Raw genomic sequence first — 21,382 nt, forward strand, 5'->3', positions numbered from 1 at the left:
ATTTTAACGGATAACTGTCCTGATGTGCACCTGTATGGAGGGGCATTCCTAAACTTTCCGTTTTCAATTTTGTTGATCAGGGTATGAATGAAGTAAAAGTGACCGATAAAGTAGAAGGTTTCTACGATAAGTTTCTGAACTGGACCATTGAAAAGGGGCCCCTTGTTTTGATGAGCTTTGTCATCTTAATTGTGGGGCTCTGGCTAATCAGGGTTTTTTCCCGGTGGATGGAACGCAGGCTGGCACAAAAGAAAGTCAATAATTCGCTTTCTCCTTTTTTCCTGAGTGTATCGGTAGTGGTGCTGCGGATCCTGCTCGTCTTTCTCATTATGCAGGTTCTGGGTATTCGGCTAACTATTTTTGCCGCTTTGATCGGCGCGTTTGGTGTGGCGGCTGGTCTGGCTTTGTCTGGTACGATGCAAAATTTTGCGAGTGGTGTGCTGATCTTGTTACTTAAGCCGTTTAAGGTTTCAGATAATATCATTGCCCAGGGGCAGGAGGGTACCGTGACCTCGATCCAGTTGTTCTTTACCATTGTCACTACTTTTGACAACAGGAAAGTGATCATTCCCAATAGCAAGCTTTCTAATGAGGTGATCATCAATGTGAGCGCTATCGGCAGCAGACGCCTGGATATTGAACTGAAGTTCAGTTATGGCGTAGACCTGGAGACGGTTAAAAAAGTGATCGATGAAACCATAGCTGACTCCATCTCAATTTTGAAGACTCCGGAAAAACGTGTGGGTATTTCTTTGCTGGAGGAGAGCGGCTATAAAGTATTGATCAATGTCTGGCTTGAATCGCATGGTTTCAATGATGCCAAACTGGCATTTCAGGAAAAACTGCTCCATAATCTGAAGGATTCGGGTATTGTTTTGCCTGGAATGGCTGAGAAGTAATTACTGGTGAAGGTGAAGCTGGCTTTTCAAGCTGCTGATTTCGTTTTGCATCTGGTCGATCTTGCCCAGCAGGTGACGGATGGCATCGATGCCTTCGATGTTGATGTGCAGGTCATAATAAAAGTGTGCATATTTGTCCAGTTCGGTGATTTGCTCTTCATGGATGTATTTTTCCGTATCCACTATGGTCAGGGTAATGATTCCTGATTCTTCAAGGGAAATGATGAAGTCGGGTTCGATGTCGTAGTTGACACAGTATTCTGTTATCGTGATCAGTTGTGGTTCCATAGCTGTCTAACTAAGTTCTTGTAGTTCAGTAAAAAGCTCCTTTTGCTTATCTGTTAAGTTTGTTGGTATTTTGATGCTGTAAGTGATGTAGAGACTGCCGTGTTCACCTTCTTTTTTGTATACCGGGAAGCCTTTGTTTTTTAACCTTATTTTGCTTCCATTTTGTGTGCCCGGGACGACTTTTAATTTAACCTTCCCGTCAAATGTTTCAGCAGTGACTTCTCGGCCAAGTACCGCAGTGTAGAGGTCAAGCTCAACTGTAGCATAAAGATCATCATTCAGCCGCTTGAATTTTGGATCTTCACTGATATTGAAGGTGATGTAGAGGTCGCCATTGGGACCTCCGTTTGCGCCGGGTGCGCCCTGCCCGCTGAGTTTGATGACCTGCCCGTCAGCGATTCCCGCCGGTATGGTGATGCGAAGCTGTTTGCCGTTTACTGTTAAGGTCTGTTTGTGTGTGGTATAGGCGTCGCGCAGGCTGATCCTGAGTTCTGCCTGGTAATCCTGTCCTTTGTATTTGCGGCTGCCGCGCTGTTGTCCTGCGCCTGCATTGCCAAAGAGTGATTCAAAGAAGTCTGAGTAGTCGCCGCCACTTCCAAAATCGGCTCCGGAGAAGCCGCCGAATGGGTTGCCTCCTGCTCCTCCGAATGGATTGCCGCCACCGCTGTGTTGTCTTTGCTGTCCGGCGTATTGATTTTGCCCACCTGATCTTTTGGCTTGTTCGTACTGGTCGGCATTTTTCCAGTGCTCGCCATACTCATCGTACTTCTTGCGTTTTTCAGGATCGGTGAGTACCTCGTTGGCCTCATTGATCTGCTGAAACATGTTGTGGGCTTCTTTGTCGTTGGGGTTCAGGTCGGGGTGGTATTTCCTGGCCAGTTTCCGGTATGCTTTCTTGATGTCGTCCTGAGAAGCGCTTTTGCCGATGCCCAGGGTTTTATAGTAGTCTATAAATGCCATATATGTCTTTAGCTATAACATTGTTATAACAAACGAAAACATAAAATAGATGAAAAGAATTTTTATGACTTTGATTTGCTGGCTTTCCTGATGCAGGCCTCTAAGAAATGGTCAATGCCGGTGGTAGCATAACCCAAAAGCCTGGAGTTTTGACCAAGCTCTGAAGATACGATGGTTGTCCGTTCTCTGATCTGGGTCATACAGTAGGTATTGATGGCCTGCTGCATCGGAAGGGTGATGTATTGTTTTGCTTCGGCGATCTTCCCGCTTAAAATGATCAGTTCGGGGTTGAAGAGCTGTATGAGCACCGCGATTCCTTTGCCCATATAGGTGCCGATGTTGGACAGCAGCTGGATGGCATATTGATCGCCTTTGTTGGCAGCTTCGATGATGACAGCCGGTTCTATTCTTTGCAGCTCTTCTTTGCTCAGCTTGTTGAGCATGGAGTTTTTGCCTGATAATATGCCTTCTTTTGCCATTTCTGACAGGGCATTGCCGGAAGCTATGGTTTCCAGACAGCCGTGTTTGCCGCAATAACACAATGCGCCATTCTCCACAAAGGGGATATGTCCCAGCTCTCCGGAGAAACCAGAGGCGCCTTTTCTGAGTTTGCCGTCCATGATGATTCCCAGTCCGACACCCCAGTCCATGAGTAAGATCAGGGCATTTTGTTTGCCTTTGGCAATCCCATGGGTAAACTCGGCCATTGATGAGCCGTTTACGTCATTCTGGATGATGACAGGCAGGTTCAGCATTTTTTCGAAGGCAGCCGTCAGGGAGATGTCTTCTGCGTCGCTCAGGAAGTAGCTGTAGCTTTTGCCTTTTTCGGAATCGATGAGGCCAGGCAAGCCTACACTGCAGCCGATCAATTGTTCATTGGCAATACGGTGTATTTTCAGAATATCCTGAACGTGGTTACTTAAAATACTAAAGAAGTCTGACCGTGTGCTTTTGGAAATGGGCAGGGGGATGGTCTGGGCTTCAACAATGTAGTTATAGTTGTTGTCTATTATCGCTATTTTGGTATGGAACAATTCGATATCAATACAAATGATCAGGATCTTTTCATCTTTCAGGCCATAAAGGTCCGGTTTTCTCCCGCCCATGGATACGCCAAAGCCTTTCTTTTCTATCCAGTCTTCGTCAATAAGATTGGTGATGAGTTTTAAAATACTTGGCGTACTCATGTTGAGGGTATGGCACAATGTGGACACTGAACAGGGCCCAAGGTTAAAAAGATGTTTGACCAGCTGGTATTTGTGTGCCAGTTGTTTATTACGTGTGGTTTTTGTTATGTCATTTAATAGACGAAGATCCATTGTTTTAATTCCTGTATTTTGCTAAATATAGAGAACTTCTATTAAAATTTTACAAAAGTATTTTTAATACGTAAATATTTACACGATGTTTTGTGTTTTTGACAATTTCTCGCTAATATTAACCATGCAAGTATTCGGTTTGGTAAGGCCAAAGCAGGTATTACCACATGAATTCAAACACAACCACTTATATGAAACCTAAAGAACCACAACAAAAAAACACCAGAAGAGATTTTATTAAGAAGTCTGCGGTCGGTGTGGCCGCTTTTACTATTGTTCCCCGGTATGTTCTTGGCGGGCAGGGCTTCCTTGCGCCAAGTGATAAACTGACTAAGGCCGTAATCGGTGTAGGCGGTATGGGCAGGGGCCACTTTGGCTATGAGGGCACCCAGGTGGTGGCCATTTGCGATGTCGATAAAAATCACCTGAAGCAGGCTGCGGGTATGCTGGATAAGGGTGTAAAACAGTTTAGTGATTACCGTGAGCTGATCCAGCTTCCTGAGGTAGATATTGTGCACATTGCTACTCCGCCGCACTGGCATGGGATTATGGCGGTTGATGCGGCTAATGCAGGTAAGGACATCTGGTGCGAGAAGCCGATGACCCATACGATTGGTGAGGGCAAGCGCGTCGTGGAGGCGGTGAAACAGCACGGCCGGATGTTCAGATTAAATACCTGGTTTAGGTTTAAAGATACTTTTTATGGCATGGGTACTACTGTAAAGCCGATCAAGAAACTGGTAGACAGTGGTTTGCTGGGCTGGCCTTTGAAGGTGACTGTGGGCAAGCATACCGGCTATGACTGGAAGTTTTACTGGGTGGGCAAGGATAACCTGGAGCCTCAGCCGGTGCCGCCTGAACTGGATTACAATTCATGGCTTGGCCCTGCGCCTTATAAACCTTATAATGCGCATCGTGTGCATCAGACCTTCAGGGGTTACTGGGATTATGATGGTGGTGGCTTGAGTGATATGGGACAGCATTATATTGATCCGATACAATACTTTTTGGGTAAGGATGATACCAACCCGATTTCTGTGGAGGTGGATGCGCCTCAGCAACATACGGATGCAGTGGGCATCTGGCGCAGGATTACTTATACGTATGCTGATGGTTGTCAGATTATATTAGATGGTGAAGGTAAGGATACCAATGTGCCTTATATAGAGGGACCTAAGGGTAAGCTGTATCCTGGATTCAAGTCTGATATTCCTGATCTGGAGCGTAAACTGGCTCAGTTCCCTGATCCTGCTCCGGAGATTGTGGAATTCTCTGAGTCGGTGAGGTCGAGGAAGAAGTTTGCTTTGAATGAGGAAAACGGGCATCGCTCGTGTAATATCGTAAATATTGGACTGGCTGCGCTGAGACTGGGCAGGTCACTGAAGTTTGATCCTGTGAAACAGGAGTTCGTAGATGATGAGGCGGCAAACAGGCTGATCAATCCGGTAATGCGTGCTCCTTTTTCTATTTAATTATCGGGAAGACCTGTTTCATTCTATAAAACTATTAGATTATAAATCATGATAAAGAGATTATTATTTGTCCTGCTGGCGGTTGTGCTGTTTACTGATGCGGCCTTTGCCCAGGATAAAAAAGATGAAAGAACTATAACTACGCGCATAGCGGATTTGCTTGCGCAGCTGCCTGCTAAGGATGCTGCTCAGCTGGAGCGGAATATGAAGGAGGTGGCTGATCTTGGTGAGGAGGGCTATGTGACGTTGATCAGCGGACTGACTGCGCCTGGAAAGGGCAATAATGCTTTGATAGAGTATGCTGTGGGTGGTTTTACTGCTTATGCTACGAAAAGCGGCAGGGAGTCATTGAGAAATATGGCGGTTAGCGCTTATACTAAGGCGCTGGCTAAGGTGTCGGATAAACAAAATAAGGCATTCATCATCAGCCAGTTTGATCTGGCGGGTAATGATGCGGCGGTATCTGCTCTGGAAGGGTATTTAACTGATGAGCAGCTTGCGGACGAGTCTTCGAGGGCTTTGGCCAAAATTGGTACACCTGCGGCGGTGTCTGCATTGCTGACTGGACTGGGCAAATCAAGTGGTAAAGCTAAAGTTTCTGTAGTTGAGGCTTTGGGCCACACCAGTTCTAAGGCTGCTGCGGATGCGATAGCGCCTTTGGCTGCTGGTTCGGATAAAGATTTGGCAAAAGCTGGTCTGTATGCGCTGGCAAACATCGCGGATGCTTCTTCTGCTGATGTGTTGGTTAAGGCTGCGGAGCAGGCGGGTTATAAGTATGATCAGACCAATGCGGTGGCGGCTTTATTGGTGTATGAGGAGAAAAGGGTTGCCAGCGATAAAGCGGGTGTCGAAAAGATTGCCAGGGCTATTTTGGAAAAGGCAACTGGGGATGATCAGGTGGATCAGCGTATTGCTGCATTGAAATTGATTTCTGAGACTCAGTCTGATCAGCAGGCTTTGCTGGAAGCTATGGGCGATCAACAGTTTGAGTTCCGCGCAGCGGCCATAAGATATGCTGCTGCTGGTTTAAATGATGCGAATAGTGCGGAATGGGTTAAGAAACTTAACAAGGCTGATGCGCCTACACAAGTTTTGATCATTGACATGCTGAGCAATGTAAAATCTGCTTATCCTGCTTTCCTGAAGTTGTTCAAGAACAAGGATGCGGTAGTGCGGGCAGCAGCGTTTTCTGCTGCGGCTAAGACCGGTGGGGAATCGGCAATTGACCCTATGATCAAGGTGATGGGTAAAGACACTGCGAATATTACTGCTGTCTCTAATACTTTACTGAGAATGAAGGGCGAGGATGTTACCGCCGTGATTGCTCCTAATATTCCTGGCGCGAAAACTGAAGTACAGGTTGCGCTGATCAATGTTTTGGCTGCACGTGCCGCGAGTGGTCAGAGGGGCATTATTGTCGCTTCCCTGACCAGTAAAAAACCTGAAGTCAGGAAAGCTGCTTTTGCGTCGTTAAAACACATTTATAAGGCGTCAAATAAGGCTGAATTGTTTAAATTATTGAACGAAACTACAGATCCTGCCGAACTGAGCGATGTACAAGCGGCAATTATTGCAGTTTACGAAAGTAGTACGGATGCCGATGCTAAAACTGCTGAAGTAATGGCCGAAATGGATAAATCTGCAGCGGATAAAAAGGTTTTGTATTATAAGGTACTGGGAAGCATCGGTGGTAAAAAGTCATTGGATGCTGTTTCAACAGCCTTCAGTGCCGGTGATGATGCTACAAAAAAGGCTGCACTTGATGCATTGTCTTCATGGACGGATGCTGGTTCTGCTGATGAACTGATTAAAATTGCGCGTACAACGGCTAACGCTGATTTCTTAGACCAGGCATTGAATGGTTATCTGCGTTTGGTGAGAGACACAGATTATCCTGCTGAACAGCGGTTGTTGCTGCTTCGCAATGCAATGGCGGTAGCTAAGACTCCTGCGCAACAGCAAAGGATACTTAAAGATGCTGAACAGGCCCGGTGCTTTAATGCGATCGTGTTTGCTGGTCAGTACCTGGACAATCCTGCATTGCAACAGGCTGCTGCTAATGCGGTAATGAACATTACCATGGCTGGAGAATACAGTGGTGAGATAGTTAAAGGTTTATTGAACAAAACCATTGCCGTGATTACCGGCGGTGATGCGGGTTACCAGAAAGAGGGAATGCGTAAATATATTTCTTCGATGAAACAGGGTGAAGGTTTTGTGCAGGTGTTTAATGGTAAGGACCTGACCGGCTGGAAAGGTTTGGTGGCTGATCCGATCAAGCGTTCTAAAATGGATGCCAAAACACTGGCTGAGGCGCAGGCTAAGGCCGATGCGGCAGCACAAGATAGCTGGAAGGTTGTTAACGGTGAACTGCTTTTTCAAAGTCATGGTGATAACCTGGCTACGGTGAAGAAATATGGTGATTTTGAGATGCTGGTTGACTGGAAGATCATTGACGATAAGAAAGGTGAGGGTGATGCGGGTATTTATCTGCGTGGTACTCCTCAAGTGCAGATCTGGGACCTGGCGCGTACCAATGTAGGTGCGCAGGTGGGTTCTGGTGGTTTGTACAATAACCAGTCTAATCCGAGCAAACCTTTGGTTGTAGCTGATAACAAACTGGATGAGTGGAATACTTTCAGAATTTTGATGAAGGGTGACCGTGTTACAGTGTGGTTGAATGGTGTATTGGTAACGGATAATGTAATCCTGGAGAATTATTGGGACAGAAAACTGCCGATCTTTGCTGAGGAACAGATTGAATTGCAGGCGCATGGTTCGCCCGTGGCTTACCGCGACATTTACATTAGAGAAATACCTCGTCCGAAACCTTTTGAGCTGAGCGCTGAAGAGAAGAAAGAAGGTTATAAAGTCTTGTTTGATGGCACCAATATGCACAGCTGGACGGGCAATACTACTGATTATGTGATTGAGGATGGGAATATTGCGATCAGACCGAAACCGGGTAAAGGGTCTGGTGGCAATTTGTTTACCAAGGAAGAATTCAGCGATTTCATTTATCGTTTTGAGTTTCAGCTGACTCCGGGTGCTAATAATGGTTTGGGCATCAGGGCACCTTTGGAAGGTGATGCGGCCTATACGGGTATGGAACTGCAGATATTAGATAATGATGCGCCGATCTATAAAGATCTGCATGTTTATCAGTATCATGGTTCTGTTTATGGTACGATTCCGGCAAAAAGGGGCTTCCTGAAGCCTGTTGGCGAGTGGAATTATCAGGAGGTGATTGCTAAAGGGCCTAAGATCAAAGTGATTTTGAATGGTACGGTGATCCTGGATGGTGATTTGACTCCATTCCGGAAAAACGGCGCTCCTGATGGGCAAAAACACCCCGGGTTGTCAAGAGACAGCGGACATATCGGTTTCCTTGGTCACGGTTCGCCGGTACAGTTCAGAAACATCAGGATTAAGGATTTAAGCAAGAAAGAGGCGACGACGGGCAGGAAAGCAGCTGCCAGGAAGTAACTAATCACTAGTCGTCATCCTGAAATAAATTCAGGATGACGATCGCTTTAAAAGCGGAATAGAAGAAATAACATTAAACGAGCAAAATAACAGGTTAAATTATGATTGAAGATAAAGAATATTCAACAACTGAAAATTCGAGAAGAAACTTTATTAAAACAACTGCCCTTGCAGCAGCGGGGTTTATGATCGTGCCGCGTCATGTATTGGGAGGGAAAGGTTTTTTAGCGCCAAGTGACCGTCTGCAGCTGGCCGGCATTGGTGCGGGTGGAAAGGGAGAGAGTGATATTGCCGATATTGTTAAGGGTGGTAAGACAGACGTGGCTTTCTTGTGTGACGTGGACGACAGAAGAGCTGCGAATTCAAGAAGAAATTTCCCTAAGGCAAAATATTATAAAGATTATCGTGAGTTACTGGATAAAGAAGCGAAGAATATTGATGCCGTAACGGTATCGACACCAGATCATACGCATGCACAAATTGCTATGGCTGCGATGCAGCTGGGAAAACATGTATATGTACAGAAGCCGCTGACTCATGACATTTATGAGGCGCGGGTGCTGACTGAGGCCGCAAAACGATACCAGGTAGTGACGCAAATGGGCAACCAGGGTGCGTCAGGAGATGGGGTGAGAAGGCTGCAGGAATGGTATGATGCCGGAAGGATCGGAAAGGTGCATACGGTTTATTGCTGGACGGACAGACCGGTTTGGCCGCAGGGGATTGCATGGCCGTCTGCGAAAGCGGAAGTGCCTAAGGAACTGGACTGGAACCTTTGGCTGGGCAGTGCGCCGTATAAGGATTATATTGACAAAATGGTGCCGTTCAACTGGCGCGGATGGTGGGATTATGGTACCGGTGCAATCGGTGATATGGGCTGTCATTTGGTAGAACCCCCTTTCAGGGTGCTTGGACTGAATACGCCAGTAAGTGTGGAATGTAGTGTGGGTACTGTATATGTGGATGAGTTTAAGCGGGGTTATTTCCCGGAAAGCTGCCCGCCTTCAAGTCATGTGATCATGACGTTTAACAAGACTGAAAAGAAAAAGAACGACATTCAGGTTCACTGGATGGATGGTGGGATTAAACCGGAACGTCCGGAAGAACTGGGGCCTAATGAAAGATTTGGTGACAATGGAGTATTGTTTATTGGTACTAAGGGCAAAATGATCTGTGAGACGTATGGCAAAAATCCAAGATTGTTACCGCTGTCACGAAATGAATCTGATAAGACCAGGATCAGTATCCCGCGTGTGCCGGGTCAGGAAGCCGGCCATTATACCCAGTTTGCGGAAGCTGCGATTGCGGGGTATGGAAAGATGCAGCTGAGTTCTCCTTTTGAGATTGCGGGCCCGCTTACGGAGACCCTGCTGATTGCCAACCTGGCCATCAGGGGAACGGATGTGCAGCGTAAGAACGCCGCCGGACAGATCAGTTACCCGGGACGAGATCTAAAGATGCTTTGGGATAAGGTGAACATGAAAGTGACCAATTTTGACGATGTGAACCAGTTTGTGAAACGGGAGTATCGTCAGGGCTGGAGTTTAGGAGTTTAAACTTACAGCGATGTCGACAAGCAAAAATTTAAGGGTATTGGTTGTGGGCTGCGGGAATATGGGGGCTTCTCACGCCACTGCCTATCATACTTTGGATGGTTTTGAAATTTGCGGACTTGTTTCAACGGGCAAGAGTAAGGATGTGCTGAATTCGAAACTTGGCGGCGGATATGACCTGTATGCCGATTTCTATGAAGCGCTTGAAATCACTAAACCTGATGCGGTCTGTATATCAACTTATCCGGATACGCATGAGGCTTACGCCGTTAAATCATTTGAAAGCGGCTGTCATGTGTTTATAGAAAAACCGCTTGCTGATTCTGTTGAGGGTGCGATAAGGGTTGCTGAGGCAGCAAAAAAGGCGAATAAGAAGCTTTTGGTTGGGTATATCCTCAGGTATCATCCTTCCTGGGAGAAGTTCACTGAACTGGCCCGGGAGATGGGAAAACCTTTGGTGATGCGGATGAATTTAAATCAGCAAAGCCATGGTCCGAAGTGGACCGTACACCGCAATTTGATGAAGAGCCTGAGCCCGATAGTGGACTGTGCCGTGCATTATATAGACATCATGTGCCAGATGACGCGCTCCAGACCTGTTCAGGTAAGTGCTATCGGTGCGAGACTGACCGATGATATCCCGGAGTGGAATTACAATTACGGTCAGTTGCAGATCCGCTTTGAAGATGGTTCTGTTGGGTGGTATGAAGCGGGCTGGGGCCCGATGGTCAGTGACAATGCTTTTTTCGTTAAAGACGTTTTCGGACCTAAGGGGTCGGTGTCTATTATGGCAAAAAAAGCAGGGGCTGCAGGAAATTCTGACAATATAGATGCCCATACAAAAACCGAATCGATAAAAGTTCATTATGCGGACCTGGGTACTGATGATGAATTCAGCAGGCCTGATGAGTGGATTGACCTGACAGATGAACCCGGGCATCAGGAGTTGTGCAACCGTGAACAACGGTATTTTTTGAAGGCTATAAGGGAAAATATTGACCTTACTGAACCGACAGAAGATGCGGTTAACAGCTTGAAAATCGCCTTTGCATGCGACGAATCGGTGAAAAATGGACAAATGATCAAACTAAATATCAACAATACCTGAGTTTTTACTCAGATTGTTTAATATTCATTTGGAGCAAATCCAATAATTATTAACTTTAAAGCGTTATATCTAATAATTTTAAAATCTTAAACGAAGAAAAACATGGAAAAATTTTCAAAACTAAAAGCTCTTATTGCTGGTGTTGAAGCAGATGCAGACAAATTTTATAATTCAGGTAATGGTGCTGCTGGTACCAGAGTACGTAAAGCAATGCAAGATCTGAAAGGACTTGCTCAGGAGATCCGTACTGAAGTTACAGAGAAAAAGAACGCGAAGTAATCTTTCCTTGAATTATATAAAAAAAGCTCCCGGTGAAAATCGGGAGCTTTTTTTATGGACGGTTTACAAGTATTCAAAATCTTCAGTTTTTGGGAATCCTTCCAATCCGGACTGAATTGCCTCCGGGGCAGGTCTGGCCAATTTTCTTTTAACAGTGTCAATCCAGCTCCCCTCAACTTTGATCAGGGCATGAAGCTTATCTTCTTCTGAGAGAAATTCATGCTGGATGATCCAGAAAGAAGCGTCCTTTTTCATTTTCAGCAGCTTTGTAACAATGTGGATTCTGGAATTGAGATGGATCTCTCTTTTGAATTCACATTGCTCTTTGAATAGGACCGGACCGACATTTTCTGCTTTCATCATTTCTATGGTGATGCCATACTGATGCAAGATGTCAATCCTTTCCTGTGCAGCGAGGTCATAATAACTGCTGTGCCGAAGGTGAAAATTAGGATCCAGGTCTGACCATCTTAAGTTTAAGTTTTTCATTTTGACGGACGATTAATTGTTCTTCTGCTGGTTAAATATCTGCGGATAGGGGTGTCATAAAATATCATTACCAGGTATGCGATAAGTAGCAATAAGCCGGTTCCGGTAATGATAATCAGCACAAGCTGGCTTGTTCCTGGCTTATGGCCGGTGTAGTAGTTTAAGAACATCCAGATCACCGCATAGTGTGTCATGTACAATGGATAGGATATTTTACCGAAAAATACGCAGATCTTTTTGAGGCGCTGCGATATTCGGGCTCCGGCGCCAAGGGCAATTAATACAGGGAAATAAACCAATACTACCAATGGTTCCGTCAGCCAATTCCAGGTTGTGTAGGGCATCACAAAGGCCAGTGACAGCAGAATTGATAGGCCTGCGAAACCCAGTTTTGTTTTAATGATCCAGTTGAAACGGTAAATGAGCATTCCGGCTAAAAAGGAATAAAATATGCGCGCACCGCCATCCCAAAAGTTTTCACCGGCCCAGCCGCCCAGTAAGGATCCGCCGGCATGGTAGCTTGCGTAGCAAAGCACAAATACAGATATAAGGGCGAGAGCCAGCAAGTAGCGTCTGTGGAGCCTGGAAAGTACAAAAGCATACAGGATATTTGCAACATATTCCCAGAATAATGACCAGGATGGCGCATTGAGACCAAAAAGATTAAAGGAGCGTTCAGTAATTACCGGAAAAGGGATCAGCAGAATGGAGCAGATGAAAATAAGTGCCACTTTTCCCGCACTATAAACCTCCGGGTTTCCGCCAAATGGATCGTATATAAAAGCCAGCAGCCCTAGTACAGAACCCAATATAACCAGTGGATGGAGCCTGATCAGCCTGGATGTAAAAAATGTCGCAATGCCCATTTTTTGTAAACGGTCGTCGTAGGCATAGGCAATCACAAATCCGGATAAGCAAAAGAAGAAGTCTACCGCCAGGAAACCATGTGCAATAAAGTTATCGCCAGGAGGGTAGACCATTTCCATAAAATGGAAAATTACAATTGCGAAGGCTGCTATACCCCTTAGTCCATCAAGTATTTCAAAATGCTGTTTAGATTCTAAGATCTCGGGGCCAGGTACTTTTTCTTGCATTAGGTTTTTGGTTATGATAATAGCCCGGAATACAGTTCTCCGCGGGGATTGCGTATGGTTTCAAGATTACCAAATAATATGGACTCTATCAAGTTTTTAACCTGACATTAAAAATCGTATATTTTATTTCACTATCAGGCAACCTAATCAAAAAAAGGCTCGTAACTGTAAGTATAGATGAATTAAACTATTTACGTGGACGATTTACTTATTCAGGATTTAATTGATGGCTGTAAGAAAAGAGACAGGAAGAGTCAGAAAGGGCTTTACCAGATCTTTTACAGCTATTCTATGAGGATGTGTATCCGCTACGCAAAGGATAAGGATGAAGCTTTGGAACTCGTGAACGACGGTTTTATGAAGGTATTTATAAATATCCATAAATATGATCCGGATAAGCCGTTTAAGGCATGGCTCAGCACGATCATGATCAATTCGTCTATTGATCATTATAGGAAGCAAATAAAACGTATTGAAATGGAAGAATTGAATGCAAAACACGAAATGGAGGACAGGGAAAGTATTCTTTCAAAAATACATTATGAGGACCTGATCAGACTTGTGCAGAAGCTTTCTGTTGCCTACAGGACAGTGTTTAACCTGTTCGCTATTGATGGTTACTCGCACGAGGAAATCGCAAATATGCTTTCAATTTCTGTTGGTACATCGAAATCGAATTTGTTTAAAGCAAGGGAACAACTGAAAAGAATGTTAAAGGACACTCATTTAATAGAAAATTAATAGACTCATGGAATTAAACGACAACGAGTTTGATGCCACCTTTAGAAAAAAGGTATTCGATGCTGATCCGCAGTTCGAGGAAGCAGCATGGGATAAAATGGAGCGAAAACTTAAACGCAGGGATCGAATCGTGTTTTTCAGAAAGTCTGCTTTGGTATTGCTTGCATTACTGGCAGGAGTATGGGGCTATTATTCTTTTGAAAAGACGCCTGATCAGCATATTGATTGGGTATCAAATAAGAAGCAAATTGAAAAAACTGTACCTGCGGATACAATTGTGCCCCGGGATAAAATGACACCTGAAATTGATCAAACAAAGGGTATTGTTACTGTTGAAAATCAGGTGAATTCTGTTAGAGAAAAGATTACTCCTGTGGTGATCCAAAATAAGCGGACTGCAAAAATGAATTACAATCCGGATCGGGTAATGCCGGTACGGGACTTAGCTGGTGAAGGATTTAACAAACAATTGTCAGGAGCTGTCCTGATCAATCCGATTCCTGCTGATCAGTTGAGCGGTCTGACGATGTCCGATATGGATCAGCGCATGAGGCCGCCAATGATTAAGAAAGTAACTCCGGTCCCGGATCTGGGGCTGCCTGGCAAAAAAGAAATAAAGGTTAAAAGAAGCTTGCCGATTAGTTTGGCTATAAGCGCAGGGCCTGAATTTAATTCGGCGAGTTCGGTAGTGGGGGGTGACCCCGGGTTTAATGCAGGTTTAACTCTTGGTTTTGGAATTTCTAAGAAGTTAGACCTGCAAGCCGGGGTACGGTACAGCATCAAAAAATACAGCGGTGCCGGCGGTATCAGGTATAATTTTCCGAACACAAATGCTACATGGCTGAAAAATAATTTAACAGATCTGGATGCTACTTGTAATGTGCTGGAAATTCCTCTTACGGCTTCATATCGGGTTGCGGACAATGCCAGTAGAAGTATAAATGTAAATGCTGGCATATCAAGCTACCTGATGCTGAAAGAGGATTATCTTTTTAAATACAACAATCAATATGGCGGGGAGACACAGAGGGTGCTGCGGAAAGCCAATGCCAATCAGCACCTGCTGAGTGTGGTCGATCTGTCGGCTACTTATTTTATAAAATTAAAGAACAACAATTTAAAAATAGGGCTTGAGCCATTTGTTAAGATACCGTTATCTGGTGTTGGAGAGGGTAATATCAACCTTAAATCGAGTGGAATAGCATTAAAACTACGTTATGACTTGGACAAAAAAAATAATTAGAGGATGTTGCCTGCTGGGTCTTGTTCTGTTTTTTGCTGATGCGGCCGCCCAGAGCTTTGTAAGCAAAAATATAAGGATAGGGATGTTTTCATCAACTCCTCTCGAAGATATTAAAGCGGTCAGTGATCAGGGGACAGGCGTAATTGTCGCCAAGACAAGGGAAGTAGTGGTGCAGCTTGCCGTGAAGACGCTGGAGTTTGACCGCAAGCTGATGCAGGAGCATTTTAATGAGAACTATATAGAAAGTGATAAGTATCCGCTGGCTAAGTTTAAAGGGGTATTGGATCAGTCTGTGGACCTTACTAAAGACGGCGATTATAATGCAAATGTAACTGGTGTGCTTTCACTGCATGGTGTGGACAAGCAAAGGACTATCCCTTGCAGGATTTCAGTCAGGGGCGGGGTGGTTAGGGTGGAGAGCCAATTTAAAGTAGCATGCGTGGATCACAAGATCGATATACCCAGGCTGGTGTTTGCTAAAATAGCTGAATCCATCAGCGTAAAACTCAACGGACAGTTTAATCAAGTAAAATAACCCATTATGAATAAGTTCAAATTTTTGCTCATCACTTTTTCGCTGCTGGCCTTAGGTTTAACAGTTGTTAATGCCCAGGATGCAGATTCCTTAATGAAGACATTGAACAGCAACGTGATGCCAGCACCTGTCGAGGCTGTCTTTAAAGCGACACGGGTTGTTTTGTCCCATTCCAGTGAGACCCAAAAGAAACATGACCTGGACCTGCGGATCCGTCATCATTTTGGAGATATCGGGGGTAAGTTTGGCAGTGCCCATACTTTGTATGGTTTGGATGTCGCTTCGGACTTATTCATTGGTTTGGACTATGGCGTCACTGATGATTTTACTGTAGCTGTCGGAAGAAGCAAGCAGGATGAACTGTATAATTTTTCAGGGAAGTATAAGTTGCTGAGACAGAAAAGTAAAGGAGGCATGCCGGTAAATCTTACTGTATTTGCCCAAATGGGCTGGATTGCCCGTGAACCTTTTAGTGAAAGTGAGTTTGCTCAGTATTCAGACAGGTTCTCTTATTTTCTCCAGGGGATCATCTCGAGGAAGATCTCTTCGCGGTTGTCGCTTGAGGTAACGCCTGGTTATTTGCTGAGACAAAACCCTTCTGATCCTGAAGACCCAAACAATCTGTTTGTTCTCGGTTTTGCCGGCAGAATGAAACTGACCAGGCGGCTTTCCTTTATCGCTGACTATACACTGGTAAATGGTCTTTCAAGGCCTGCTGATCTTGTGACGGACTATTATAATCCGCTTGGTGTTGGTTTGGAAATCGAGACCGGCGGGCATATTTTCTCTCTGAATTTTATGAATTCAGAGTATATAGTGGAAAATAATTTTATTTCTAATACTAAAAAGTCCTGGAATAAAGGTGGTGTCCGTTTTGGATTTACCATTTCCAGAAATTTCACACTGTTTAAATCAAAGAACAAAGACCCGGATAAGCAATCAAAGATTTACTAAACTAAAAATCAAAACTATGGAACGCGACGAATTTCTCAAATCATTAGGATTGGGACTGGCACTGGTATGTACCGGCTCATGTATGTCCGGCTGTGGAAAAGGCAGCGACGGACCTGAAAAACCACCAACAAATCCTCCTCCAGGCGGTGGTGGCGGAGGCGGTGGCGGCAACACTGCCGTTATAGATCTTGCTACTCAGCTAAAAGCCATTGGCGATTATACTGTGGCTGGTGGTGTTTTATTTTACAGGATTGCAGCTGGCGATACCCCAGCTTCATTTGTGGCCACAGAGTCTCTCTGTCCGCACCAGGGTGGTAACCTGGTCTGGAAACAGGCGGCAAACAGGGTAGAGTGTCAATTGCATTTTTCTCAGTATTCTACTTCTGGTGCGGTACTGCAGGGGCCGCAGGGTTCAGCAGGAAATACCCGGGCCCTGAAAATTTACAGTACGGCGGTAAGCGGAGGTAAACTTACTGCGACAATTGTCTAACTAAACCAGCAAACCTGACCGTGGTAAAAAAGCATCCTGCTAAAGGGTGCTTTTTTTATGTATCAGGTCGGCTGTTTATGCCCAAAAAGCGATCCAAATCGGTAAGGTCGGATTTATAATGGGACAGATTGCGGCCAATAACCTTTTGGATGCTGCCAGAATTATAGAAAAAACAGACAACAAAGTGGAGATCTAAAGCTCCCTGAATATGCTGTCTATTATTTTTACTGAACTAAAAATAAAGAAAAGGCACTGGCTTATGCACTGAGGGCAGAGAAATTGGGCGTAATTACTAAACACCCCGGGGTAAACTTAATGACGCTTATGCAGCTTGCCAGATCGTGCGCATTAAACGGGCATTTCATTCAGGCCAACGCGCTCTTTAACCAGCTCATTAATACTGGGATGCGGTGAGGACGAAGTTTCCGGATTTTCTCATCTTGTAATTATTTTGGCCGTTAGCATTTTGCTGGTTTACCTTCGATATCGGCATAAACAGAAGATCACGGAGCAAAATATATATGTGCTGGAAAAAGCAAAAGAACTGCAGATTCTTAAAGCCATGATAAACGGAGAGGAAGCTGAGTGTTCAAGGCTGGCAAAGGATCTCCATGATGGCATTGGAGGACTTTTATCTGCTTCTCCCGGCTTCAGTCGCCTACTTTTAAAATTAATTATATTAAGGTTGGTGAAGTTCCCAGGATGGAAAATGGTTTTGAGCTATTGGTGTACAGGGTCATTCAGGAATTGATCAATAATGTGATTAAGCATTCACTGTCAGTTTATGCTTTGGTCCAAATGAGTTATCACGACTGTATGCTTTCGATCACGGTGGAAGATAATGGAATTGGTTTAAAAGGCGAAGAGGGGGTGGGGTTTATCAATCTCAGATCAAGAATTGCTGCTGTGAGCGGATATGTAGAAATAGAGTCCTCCGAAGACAGTGGTACAACGGTTTTTGTTGAGTTTGATGTGACACAGTATCTAATAGAGCAACCGGTGAATATTAAAAAAAATAGCAAATTAATGTATGATACCGATTACTATAGGAATAGCTGACGATCATTTGCTCGTTATGCAGGGCATAAAAGGAATGCTTGACGGCAGCAATTTTCAGGTTCTTTTCTCAGCTGTTAATGGTAAGGGTCTGTTGGATTGTCTGGACGAAAATCAACCCGATGTGTTGCTAGATATTCAGATGCCTGATATGAATGGAGTGGACCTGTGCCGGACCATTACAAGATGCTATCCTGATATAAAAATAATTGCGCTCACCAATATGGATGAGTTACATTATGTAAAGCAAATGATCAGGAACGGGGCAAGCGGTTATTTGCTCAAGAATGTGGGTCAGCTGAATCTAAAACTAAGTAAATGTACGTAGTTTTCTAATTCAGCTATCCTGCGGAGGCGGCGTGATCTGAGTGTATTTAATTTTACGGTTATAAATTAATACGCTATGGAAAACAATCATGTGATTTACTGGTCTGCTAATTGTGTCACCGGGTACAGTGGATCGGAATTAAATGTACAGAAGGAAAGTACACGTACGGACATTTTGAAAAGAACGGCAATAGCCCGGGAGTATATCATAAAAAACTACAATAAAAAGTTTAGTCTCAAAGATGTTGCCTATGCATCGTTTTTTTTCGTTAACCACCTTCTAAGGACCTTTAAGGCTGTTTATGGCATTTCACCCTATAAATTTTTGTCAAATGTTAGACCATAAAACGCCCGCAGGTAAAGCGTCTAACCGAAGGGTAGAGTTTGTCAGGCTATAATTAACAATGCATTTTTAAACCTTAAATAACAAATAGAAATCAATGAAAAAACAAATTGCAGTAATGATCGCTCTTTTCACAGTACTAGCAGCGGGATGTAAAAAAGACAAAGACAATCCTATTAACGGAGACGAAAACGGAAAAGTAAAGTACATCAGCAAAATCACCACAACTGAGGACGACGTTCAAACCACCTATGTAGCAAATTATGATTCCCAAAATAGGCTTGTTTCTTACAACGCACAAAACAACAGCGAAAAAATGACTTTCACCTATGGTGCCAACGGGAACCTTGTTAAATATGAATTCGAAAGTGACGAAAATAAAGATGTATTTGAAGTCACTTACAACGGAGCAAATGTTCCGGTGACTGGTAAGCATACAACTTACACTAACTTAGCCGTCGTAGCTGAAGAGGCGCTAACTTATACTGTGGCGAATGGGGTCATCACAGAGATGCAGGCAAAGAATCTGGACAATGAGGTCGCTACTTATAAGATGACTTATCAGAATAACAATTTGTCTAAAGTAGAAGTAACGGTCCCGGATGGCAAATTCACGATTTCAGCGACCTACGGAAATAATAAATCGCCTTTTTTAGGACTAAATTTAAAATACCTGATCGCTCCTGTCAATTTGTTCGCCTATTTTGCTAAAAATGAATTGACCGGTGTCGCTACAGCCTTTAATAATCAGACAATTGTAAGAGATGTAACGACGTACACTTATGACAATGATGGTTATCCACTTACCTCAAGTTCTACAAACCCTGATGCTGCCGCCGAACCAGCCAGTATCAGTAAATATGAGTATAAATAGATGGTTTCACTGATGGTCATATCAGCGATTGTTCTTGTAACAAAATTCAATAAATAACTTTTATTTCATTCGCTGAATATCAAAAATTTGTATATTACTGTCAAGTACCTGACAGGTTCTGTTGAGCCTGTCAGGTTTTGAACTTTTATAACCAAATACACAAATGAGCGAGTTTGAAATTAAAAAATCAGCCACTGAGTATGATGCCGTAATTGTGGGATCAGGTGCGGGTGGCGGTATGGCAGGCTATGTACTGGCAAATGCAGGCCTAAAAGTTTTGATGCTGGAAGCCGGCGAATATTTTGATCCGAGAACAGATTCACAACAATTAAAATGGCCATGGGAATCACCCAGAAGAGGCGCGGGCACGACCCGTCACTTCGGTGATTTTGACGCTGCTTACGGAGGTTGGGAACTTGACGGCGAACCTTATACCCAAAAGGACAATTCGGAATTTTCCTGGTTCCGTTCCCGGATGCTTGGCGGTAAGACAAACCACTGGGGCAGGATTTCTTTGCGGATGGGACCTGACGATTTTAAACCAAAAGACGGACTAACTGATGAGTGGCCCATTACTTACCAGGAGTTAAAACCTTTTTATGACAAAATTGACCGTATGATTGGTATCTATGGTACTGTTGAAGGGATAGAAAGTGAACCGGACGGGATATTCATGAAACCGCCAAAGCCCAGGCTCAATGAATTGTTTATAAAAAAAGGGGCAAAAAAAGCTGGTGTTAACGTAATTGCGGGAAGGGGTTCTGTGCTTACTGAAGAACTGAAAGGCAATAAGGACCGTGCGCCATGTTTTTATTGCGGGCAATGCGGCAGGTCGTGTAAAGTTTACGGCGATTTTTCAGCTTCTTCCTGCTTAGTGATTCCCGCTATAAATACAGGTAATCTTAAGGTAATCACCAATGCAATGGTGAGGGAGGTAATCACGGATAAAACCGGGAAAGCTATAGGTCTTTCTTATGTAAATACAAAAGATCTCCAGGAATATCAGGTCAATGGAAAAATCGTGATACTGGGGGCGAGTGCTTGTGAGTCAGCACGGTTACTGCTCAATTCGAAATCACCGGCACACCCTAACGGACTGGCAAACAACTCTGGAGTGGTAGGTAAATACCTGCATGATTCTACTGGAGCAAGCTTGGGTGGCTATCTGCCTCAGCTGGTAGACCGTAAAAGATACAATGAAGATGGCGTGGGAAGCGTGCACATCTATTCTCCATGGTGGCTGGACAACAAAAAACTGGATTTCCCGAGAGGTTACCATATTGAGTATGGTGGTGGAATGGGGATGCCGGGCTATGGTTTTGGCTGGGGTATTGAAAATCTGAACGGAAAAGGCGGATATGGTGCTTCATTGAAGAATGACTACAGGCACTGGTACGGTACGAGTGTTGGTATGGCGGGACGTGGAACGGCGATAGCGAGGGAAAGCAATTATTGTGAGATAGACCCGAACGTAGTGGATAAATTTGGAATACCGGTGCTTAGGTTTAACTACAAATGGGCACCGGAAGAGGTAAAACAAGCAAAGCATATGCAGGAAACTTTCCAGGAGATCATGCATGGCATGGGTGCAGTAATTACCTCAGGTATTCCAGGGCCGGAAACCAATTACGGTCTGGAGGCACCCGGTAAGATCATCCATGAGGTGGGCACAGTCAGAATGGGTGATGATCCCAAAAAATCTGCGCTTAACAGGTGGTGCCAGGCTCATGACTGTAAAAACCTTTTCGTGGTAGATGCAGGGCCTTTTGTGCAACAGGGCGATAAAAATGCAACATGGACTATTCTGGCACTCTCCATGCGTACTGCAGAATACATTTTGCAGCAAAAAGAAAAATTAAATCTAAGCTGATC

At 44.3% G+C, this 21,382-nt stretch carries 20 protein-coding genes; 15 read left to right on the forward strand and 5 right to left on the reverse strand.

Annotation, left to right across the window (positions count from 1 at the left end):
• The first annotated feature begins 83 nt into the window (after positions 1 to 83).
• A complete protein-coding gene (locus QEP08_RS10480) occupies positions 84 to 899 on the forward strand; it encodes a mechanosensitive ion channel family protein (RefSeq protein ID WP_285057705.1) in 816 nt (271 codons plus the stop codon).
• Here the strand turns inward: QEP08_RS10480 and QEP08_RS10485 are convergent, their stop codons facing one another.
• The 3 genes from QEP08_RS10485 to QEP08_RS10495 form a co-directional block, all read right to left on the reverse strand.
• On the reverse strand, positions 900 to 1,187 hold the full coding sequence (locus QEP08_RS10485; protein WP_285057707.1) for a chaperone modulator CbpM: 288 nt from the start codon (positions 1,185 to 1,187) through the stop codon (positions 900 to 902).
• A gap of 6 nt (positions 1,188 to 1,193) precedes the next feature.
• Complete coding sequence (locus QEP08_RS10490) at positions 1,194 to 2,147, reverse strand: J domain-containing protein (protein ID WP_285057709.1); 954 nt, start codon at positions 2,145 to 2,147, stop codon at positions 1,194 to 1,196.
• Between the two features lie 62 nt (positions 2,148 to 2,209).
• Complete coding sequence (locus tag QEP08_RS10495) at positions 2,210 to 3,466, reverse strand: ROK family protein (protein ID WP_285057711.1); 1,257 nt, start codon at positions 3,464 to 3,466, stop codon at positions 2,210 to 2,212.
• Between the two features lie 191 nt (positions 3,467 to 3,657).
• On the opposite strand from QEP08_RS10495, the gene QEP08_RS10500 reads away from it, so the two are divergent.
• From QEP08_RS10500 to QEP08_RS10520, 5 genes are all read left to right on the forward strand, one after another.
• On the forward strand, positions 3,658 to 4,938 hold the full coding sequence (locus tag QEP08_RS10500) for a Gfo/Idh/MocA family oxidoreductase (protein ID WP_285057712.1): 1,281 nt from the start codon (positions 3,658 to 3,660) through the stop codon (positions 4,936 to 4,938).
• Positions 4,939 to 4,986: 48 nt separating this feature from the next.
• Positions 4,987 to 8,424: a DUF1080 domain-containing protein gene (locus QEP08_RS10505; RefSeq protein ID WP_285057714.1), complete on the forward strand. Its 3,438-nt coding sequence runs from the start codon at positions 4,987 to 4,989 to the stop codon at positions 8,422 to 8,424.
• Between the two features lie 101 nt (positions 8,425 to 8,525).
• Positions 8,526 to 9,980, forward strand: a complete 1,455-nt coding sequence (locus QEP08_RS10510) for a Gfo/Idh/MocA family protein (RefSeq protein WP_285057715.1) — start codon at positions 8,526 to 8,528, stop codon at positions 9,978 to 9,980.
• A gap of 10 nt (positions 9,981 to 9,990) precedes the next feature.
• Positions 9,991 to 11,085: a Gfo/Idh/MocA family protein gene (locus QEP08_RS10515; RefSeq protein WP_285057716.1), complete on the forward strand. Its 1,095-nt coding sequence runs from the start codon at positions 9,991 to 9,993 to the stop codon at positions 11,083 to 11,085.
• Positions 11,086 to 11,187: 102 nt separating this feature from the next.
• Entirely contained in the window at positions 11,188 to 11,364 is a 177-nt protein-coding gene (locus QEP08_RS10520) for a histone H1 (RefSeq protein WP_285057718.1), read from the forward strand.
• Positions 11,365 to 11,427: 63 nt separating this feature from the next.
• On the opposite strand, the gene QEP08_RS10525 is transcribed toward QEP08_RS10520, so the two are convergent.
• Together QEP08_RS10525 and QEP08_RS10530 are read right to left on the reverse strand one after the other, a co-directional pair.
• Positions 11,428 to 11,853, reverse strand: coding sequence for an acyl-CoA thioesterase (locus QEP08_RS10525; protein ID WP_285057719.1), 426 nt, complete (start codon positions 11,851 to 11,853; stop codon positions 11,428 to 11,430).
• Entirely contained in the window at positions 11,850 to 12,947 is a 1,098-nt protein-coding gene (locus tag QEP08_RS10530; protein WP_285057721.1) for an acyltransferase family protein, read from the reverse strand. Before QEP08_RS10530 ends, QEP08_RS10525 begins: the two co-directional genes overlap by 4 nt.
• A gap of 195 nt (positions 12,948 to 13,142) precedes the next feature.
• Between QEP08_RS10530 and QEP08_RS10535 the strand changes: the two genes are divergently transcribed.
• The 9 genes from QEP08_RS10535 (at position 13,143) to QEP08_RS10575 (ending at position 21,380) form a co-directional block, all read left to right on the forward strand.
• Complete coding sequence (locus QEP08_RS10535; protein ID WP_285057723.1) at positions 13,143 to 13,688, forward strand: RNA polymerase sigma factor; 546 nt, start codon at positions 13,143 to 13,145, stop codon at positions 13,686 to 13,688.
• 7 nt (positions 13,689 to 13,695) lie between these two features.
• A complete protein-coding gene (locus QEP08_RS10540) occupies positions 13,696 to 14,931 on the forward strand; it encodes a hypothetical protein (RefSeq protein ID WP_285057725.1) in 1,236 nt (411 codons plus the stop codon).
• Positions 14,906 to 15,466 carry a YceI family protein gene (locus QEP08_RS10545; RefSeq protein ID WP_285057726.1) on the forward strand — a complete coding sequence of 187 codons (561 nt, stop codon included), beginning with the start codon at positions 14,906 to 14,908 and terminating at the stop codon, positions 15,464 to 15,466. The genes QEP08_RS10540 and QEP08_RS10545 overlap by 26 nt, the downstream gene beginning before the upstream one ends.
• Before the next feature lie 6 nt (positions 15,467 to 15,472).
• The gene (locus QEP08_RS10550) at positions 15,473 to 16,420 is read left to right on the forward strand and encodes a DUF5777 family beta-barrel protein (protein WP_285057728.1); all 948 of its coding nucleotides are present in this window, start codon (positions 15,473 to 15,475) and stop codon (positions 16,418 to 16,420) included.
• A gap of 16 nt (positions 16,421 to 16,436) precedes the next feature.
• A complete protein-coding gene (locus QEP08_RS10555; protein WP_285057731.1) occupies positions 16,437 to 16,910 on the forward strand; it encodes a QcrA and Rieske domain-containing protein in 474 nt (157 codons plus the stop codon).
• Between the two features lie 702 nt (positions 16,911 to 17,612).
• The gene (locus tag QEP08_RS10560; protein ID WP_285057732.1) at positions 17,613 to 17,969 is read left to right on the forward strand and encodes a sensor histidine kinase; all 357 of its coding nucleotides are present in this window, start codon (positions 17,613 to 17,615) and stop codon (positions 17,967 to 17,969) included.
• Positions 17,941 to 18,294, forward strand: coding sequence for a response regulator (locus QEP08_RS10565; protein ID WP_285057733.1), 354 nt, complete (start codon positions 17,941 to 17,943; stop codon positions 18,292 to 18,294). The genes QEP08_RS10560 and QEP08_RS10565 overlap by 29 nt, the downstream gene beginning before the upstream one ends.
• A gap of 439 nt (positions 18,295 to 18,733) precedes the next feature.
• Complete coding sequence (locus QEP08_RS10570) at positions 18,734 to 19,510, forward strand: hypothetical protein (RefSeq protein WP_285057734.1); 777 nt, start codon at positions 18,734 to 18,736, stop codon at positions 19,508 to 19,510.
• A 163-nt stretch (positions 19,511 to 19,673) separates the two neighbouring features.
• Positions 19,674 to 21,380 (forward strand): GMC oxidoreductase, encoded by a 1,707-nt coding sequence (locus QEP08_RS10575; RefSeq protein WP_285057735.1) that lies wholly within the window; start codon positions 19,674 to 19,676, stop codon positions 21,378 to 21,380.
• Positions 21,381 to 21,382 lie beyond the last annotated feature (2 nt).

The organism is Pedobacter ginsengisoli, from assembly GCF_030244015.1.
Taxonomy (GTDB): Bacteria; Bacteroidota; Bacteroidia; order Sphingobacteriales; family Sphingobacteriaceae; genus Pedobacter; species Pedobacter ginsengisoli.

What these genes read in the sequence shown, in the direction of transcription:
- QEP08_RS10480 (WP_285057705.1), top strand. Translation starts at nt 84, where the DNA reads ATGAATGAAGTAAAAGTGACCGATAAAGTAGAAGGTTTCTACGATAAG.
- QEP08_RS10485 (WP_285057707.1), bottom strand. Translation starts at nt 1,187, where the DNA reads ATGGAACCACAACTGATCACGATAACAGAATACTGTGTCAACTACGAC.
- QEP08_RS10490 (WP_285057709.1), bottom strand. Translation starts at nt 2,147, where the DNA reads ATGGCATTTATAGACTACTATAAAACCCTGGGCATCGGCAAAAGCGCT.
- QEP08_RS10495 (WP_285057711.1), bottom strand. Translation starts at nt 3,466, where the DNA reads ATGGATCTTCGTCTATTAAATGACATAACAAAAACCACACGTAATAAA.
- QEP08_RS10500 (WP_285057712.1), top strand. Translation starts at nt 3,658, where the DNA reads ATGAAACCTAAAGAACCACAACAAAAAAACACCAGAAGAGATTTTATT.
- QEP08_RS10505 (WP_285057714.1), top strand. Translation starts at nt 4,987, where the DNA reads ATGATAAAGAGATTATTATTTGTCCTGCTGGCGGTTGTGCTGTTTACT.
- QEP08_RS10510 (WP_285057715.1), top strand. Translation starts at nt 8,526, where the DNA reads ATGATTGAAGATAAAGAATATTCAACAACTGAAAATTCGAGAAGAAAC.
- QEP08_RS10515 (WP_285057716.1), top strand. Translation starts at nt 9,991, where the DNA reads ATGTCGACAAGCAAAAATTTAAGGGTATTGGTTGTGGGCTGCGGGAAT.
- QEP08_RS10520 (WP_285057718.1), top strand. Translation starts at nt 11,188, where the DNA reads ATGGAAAAATTTTCAAAACTAAAAGCTCTTATTGCTGGTGTTGAAGCA.
- QEP08_RS10525 (WP_285057719.1), bottom strand. Translation starts at nt 11,853, where the DNA reads ATGAAAAACTTAAACTTAAGATGGTCAGACCTGGATCCTAATTTTCAC.
- QEP08_RS10530 (WP_285057721.1), bottom strand. Translation starts at nt 12,947, where the DNA reads ATGCAAGAAAAAGTACCTGGCCCCGAGATCTTAGAATCTAAACAGCAT.
- QEP08_RS10540 (WP_285057725.1), top strand. Translation starts at nt 13,696, where the DNA reads ATGGAATTAAACGACAACGAGTTTGATGCCACCTTTAGAAAAAAGGTA.
- QEP08_RS10545 (WP_285057726.1), top strand. Translation starts at nt 14,906, where the DNA reads ATGACTTGGACAAAAAAAATAATTAGAGGATGTTGCCTGCTGGGTCTT.
- QEP08_RS10550 (WP_285057728.1), top strand. Translation starts at nt 15,473, where the DNA reads ATGAATAAGTTCAAATTTTTGCTCATCACTTTTTCGCTGCTGGCCTTA.
- QEP08_RS10555 (WP_285057731.1), top strand. Translation starts at nt 16,437, where the DNA reads ATGGAACGCGACGAATTTCTCAAATCATTAGGATTGGGACTGGCACTG.
- QEP08_RS10560 (WP_285057732.1), top strand. Translation starts at nt 17,613, where the DNA reads ATGGAAAATGGTTTTGAGCTATTGGTGTACAGGGTCATTCAGGAATTG.
- QEP08_RS10565 (WP_285057733.1), top strand. Translation starts at nt 17,941, where the DNA reads ATGATACCGATTACTATAGGAATAGCTGACGATCATTTGCTCGTTATG.
- QEP08_RS10570 (WP_285057734.1), top strand. Translation starts at nt 18,734, where the DNA reads ATGAAAAAACAAATTGCAGTAATGATCGCTCTTTTCACAGTACTAGCA.
- QEP08_RS10575 (WP_285057735.1), top strand. Translation starts at nt 19,674, where the DNA reads ATGAGCGAGTTTGAAATTAAAAAATCAGCCACTGAGTATGATGCCGTA.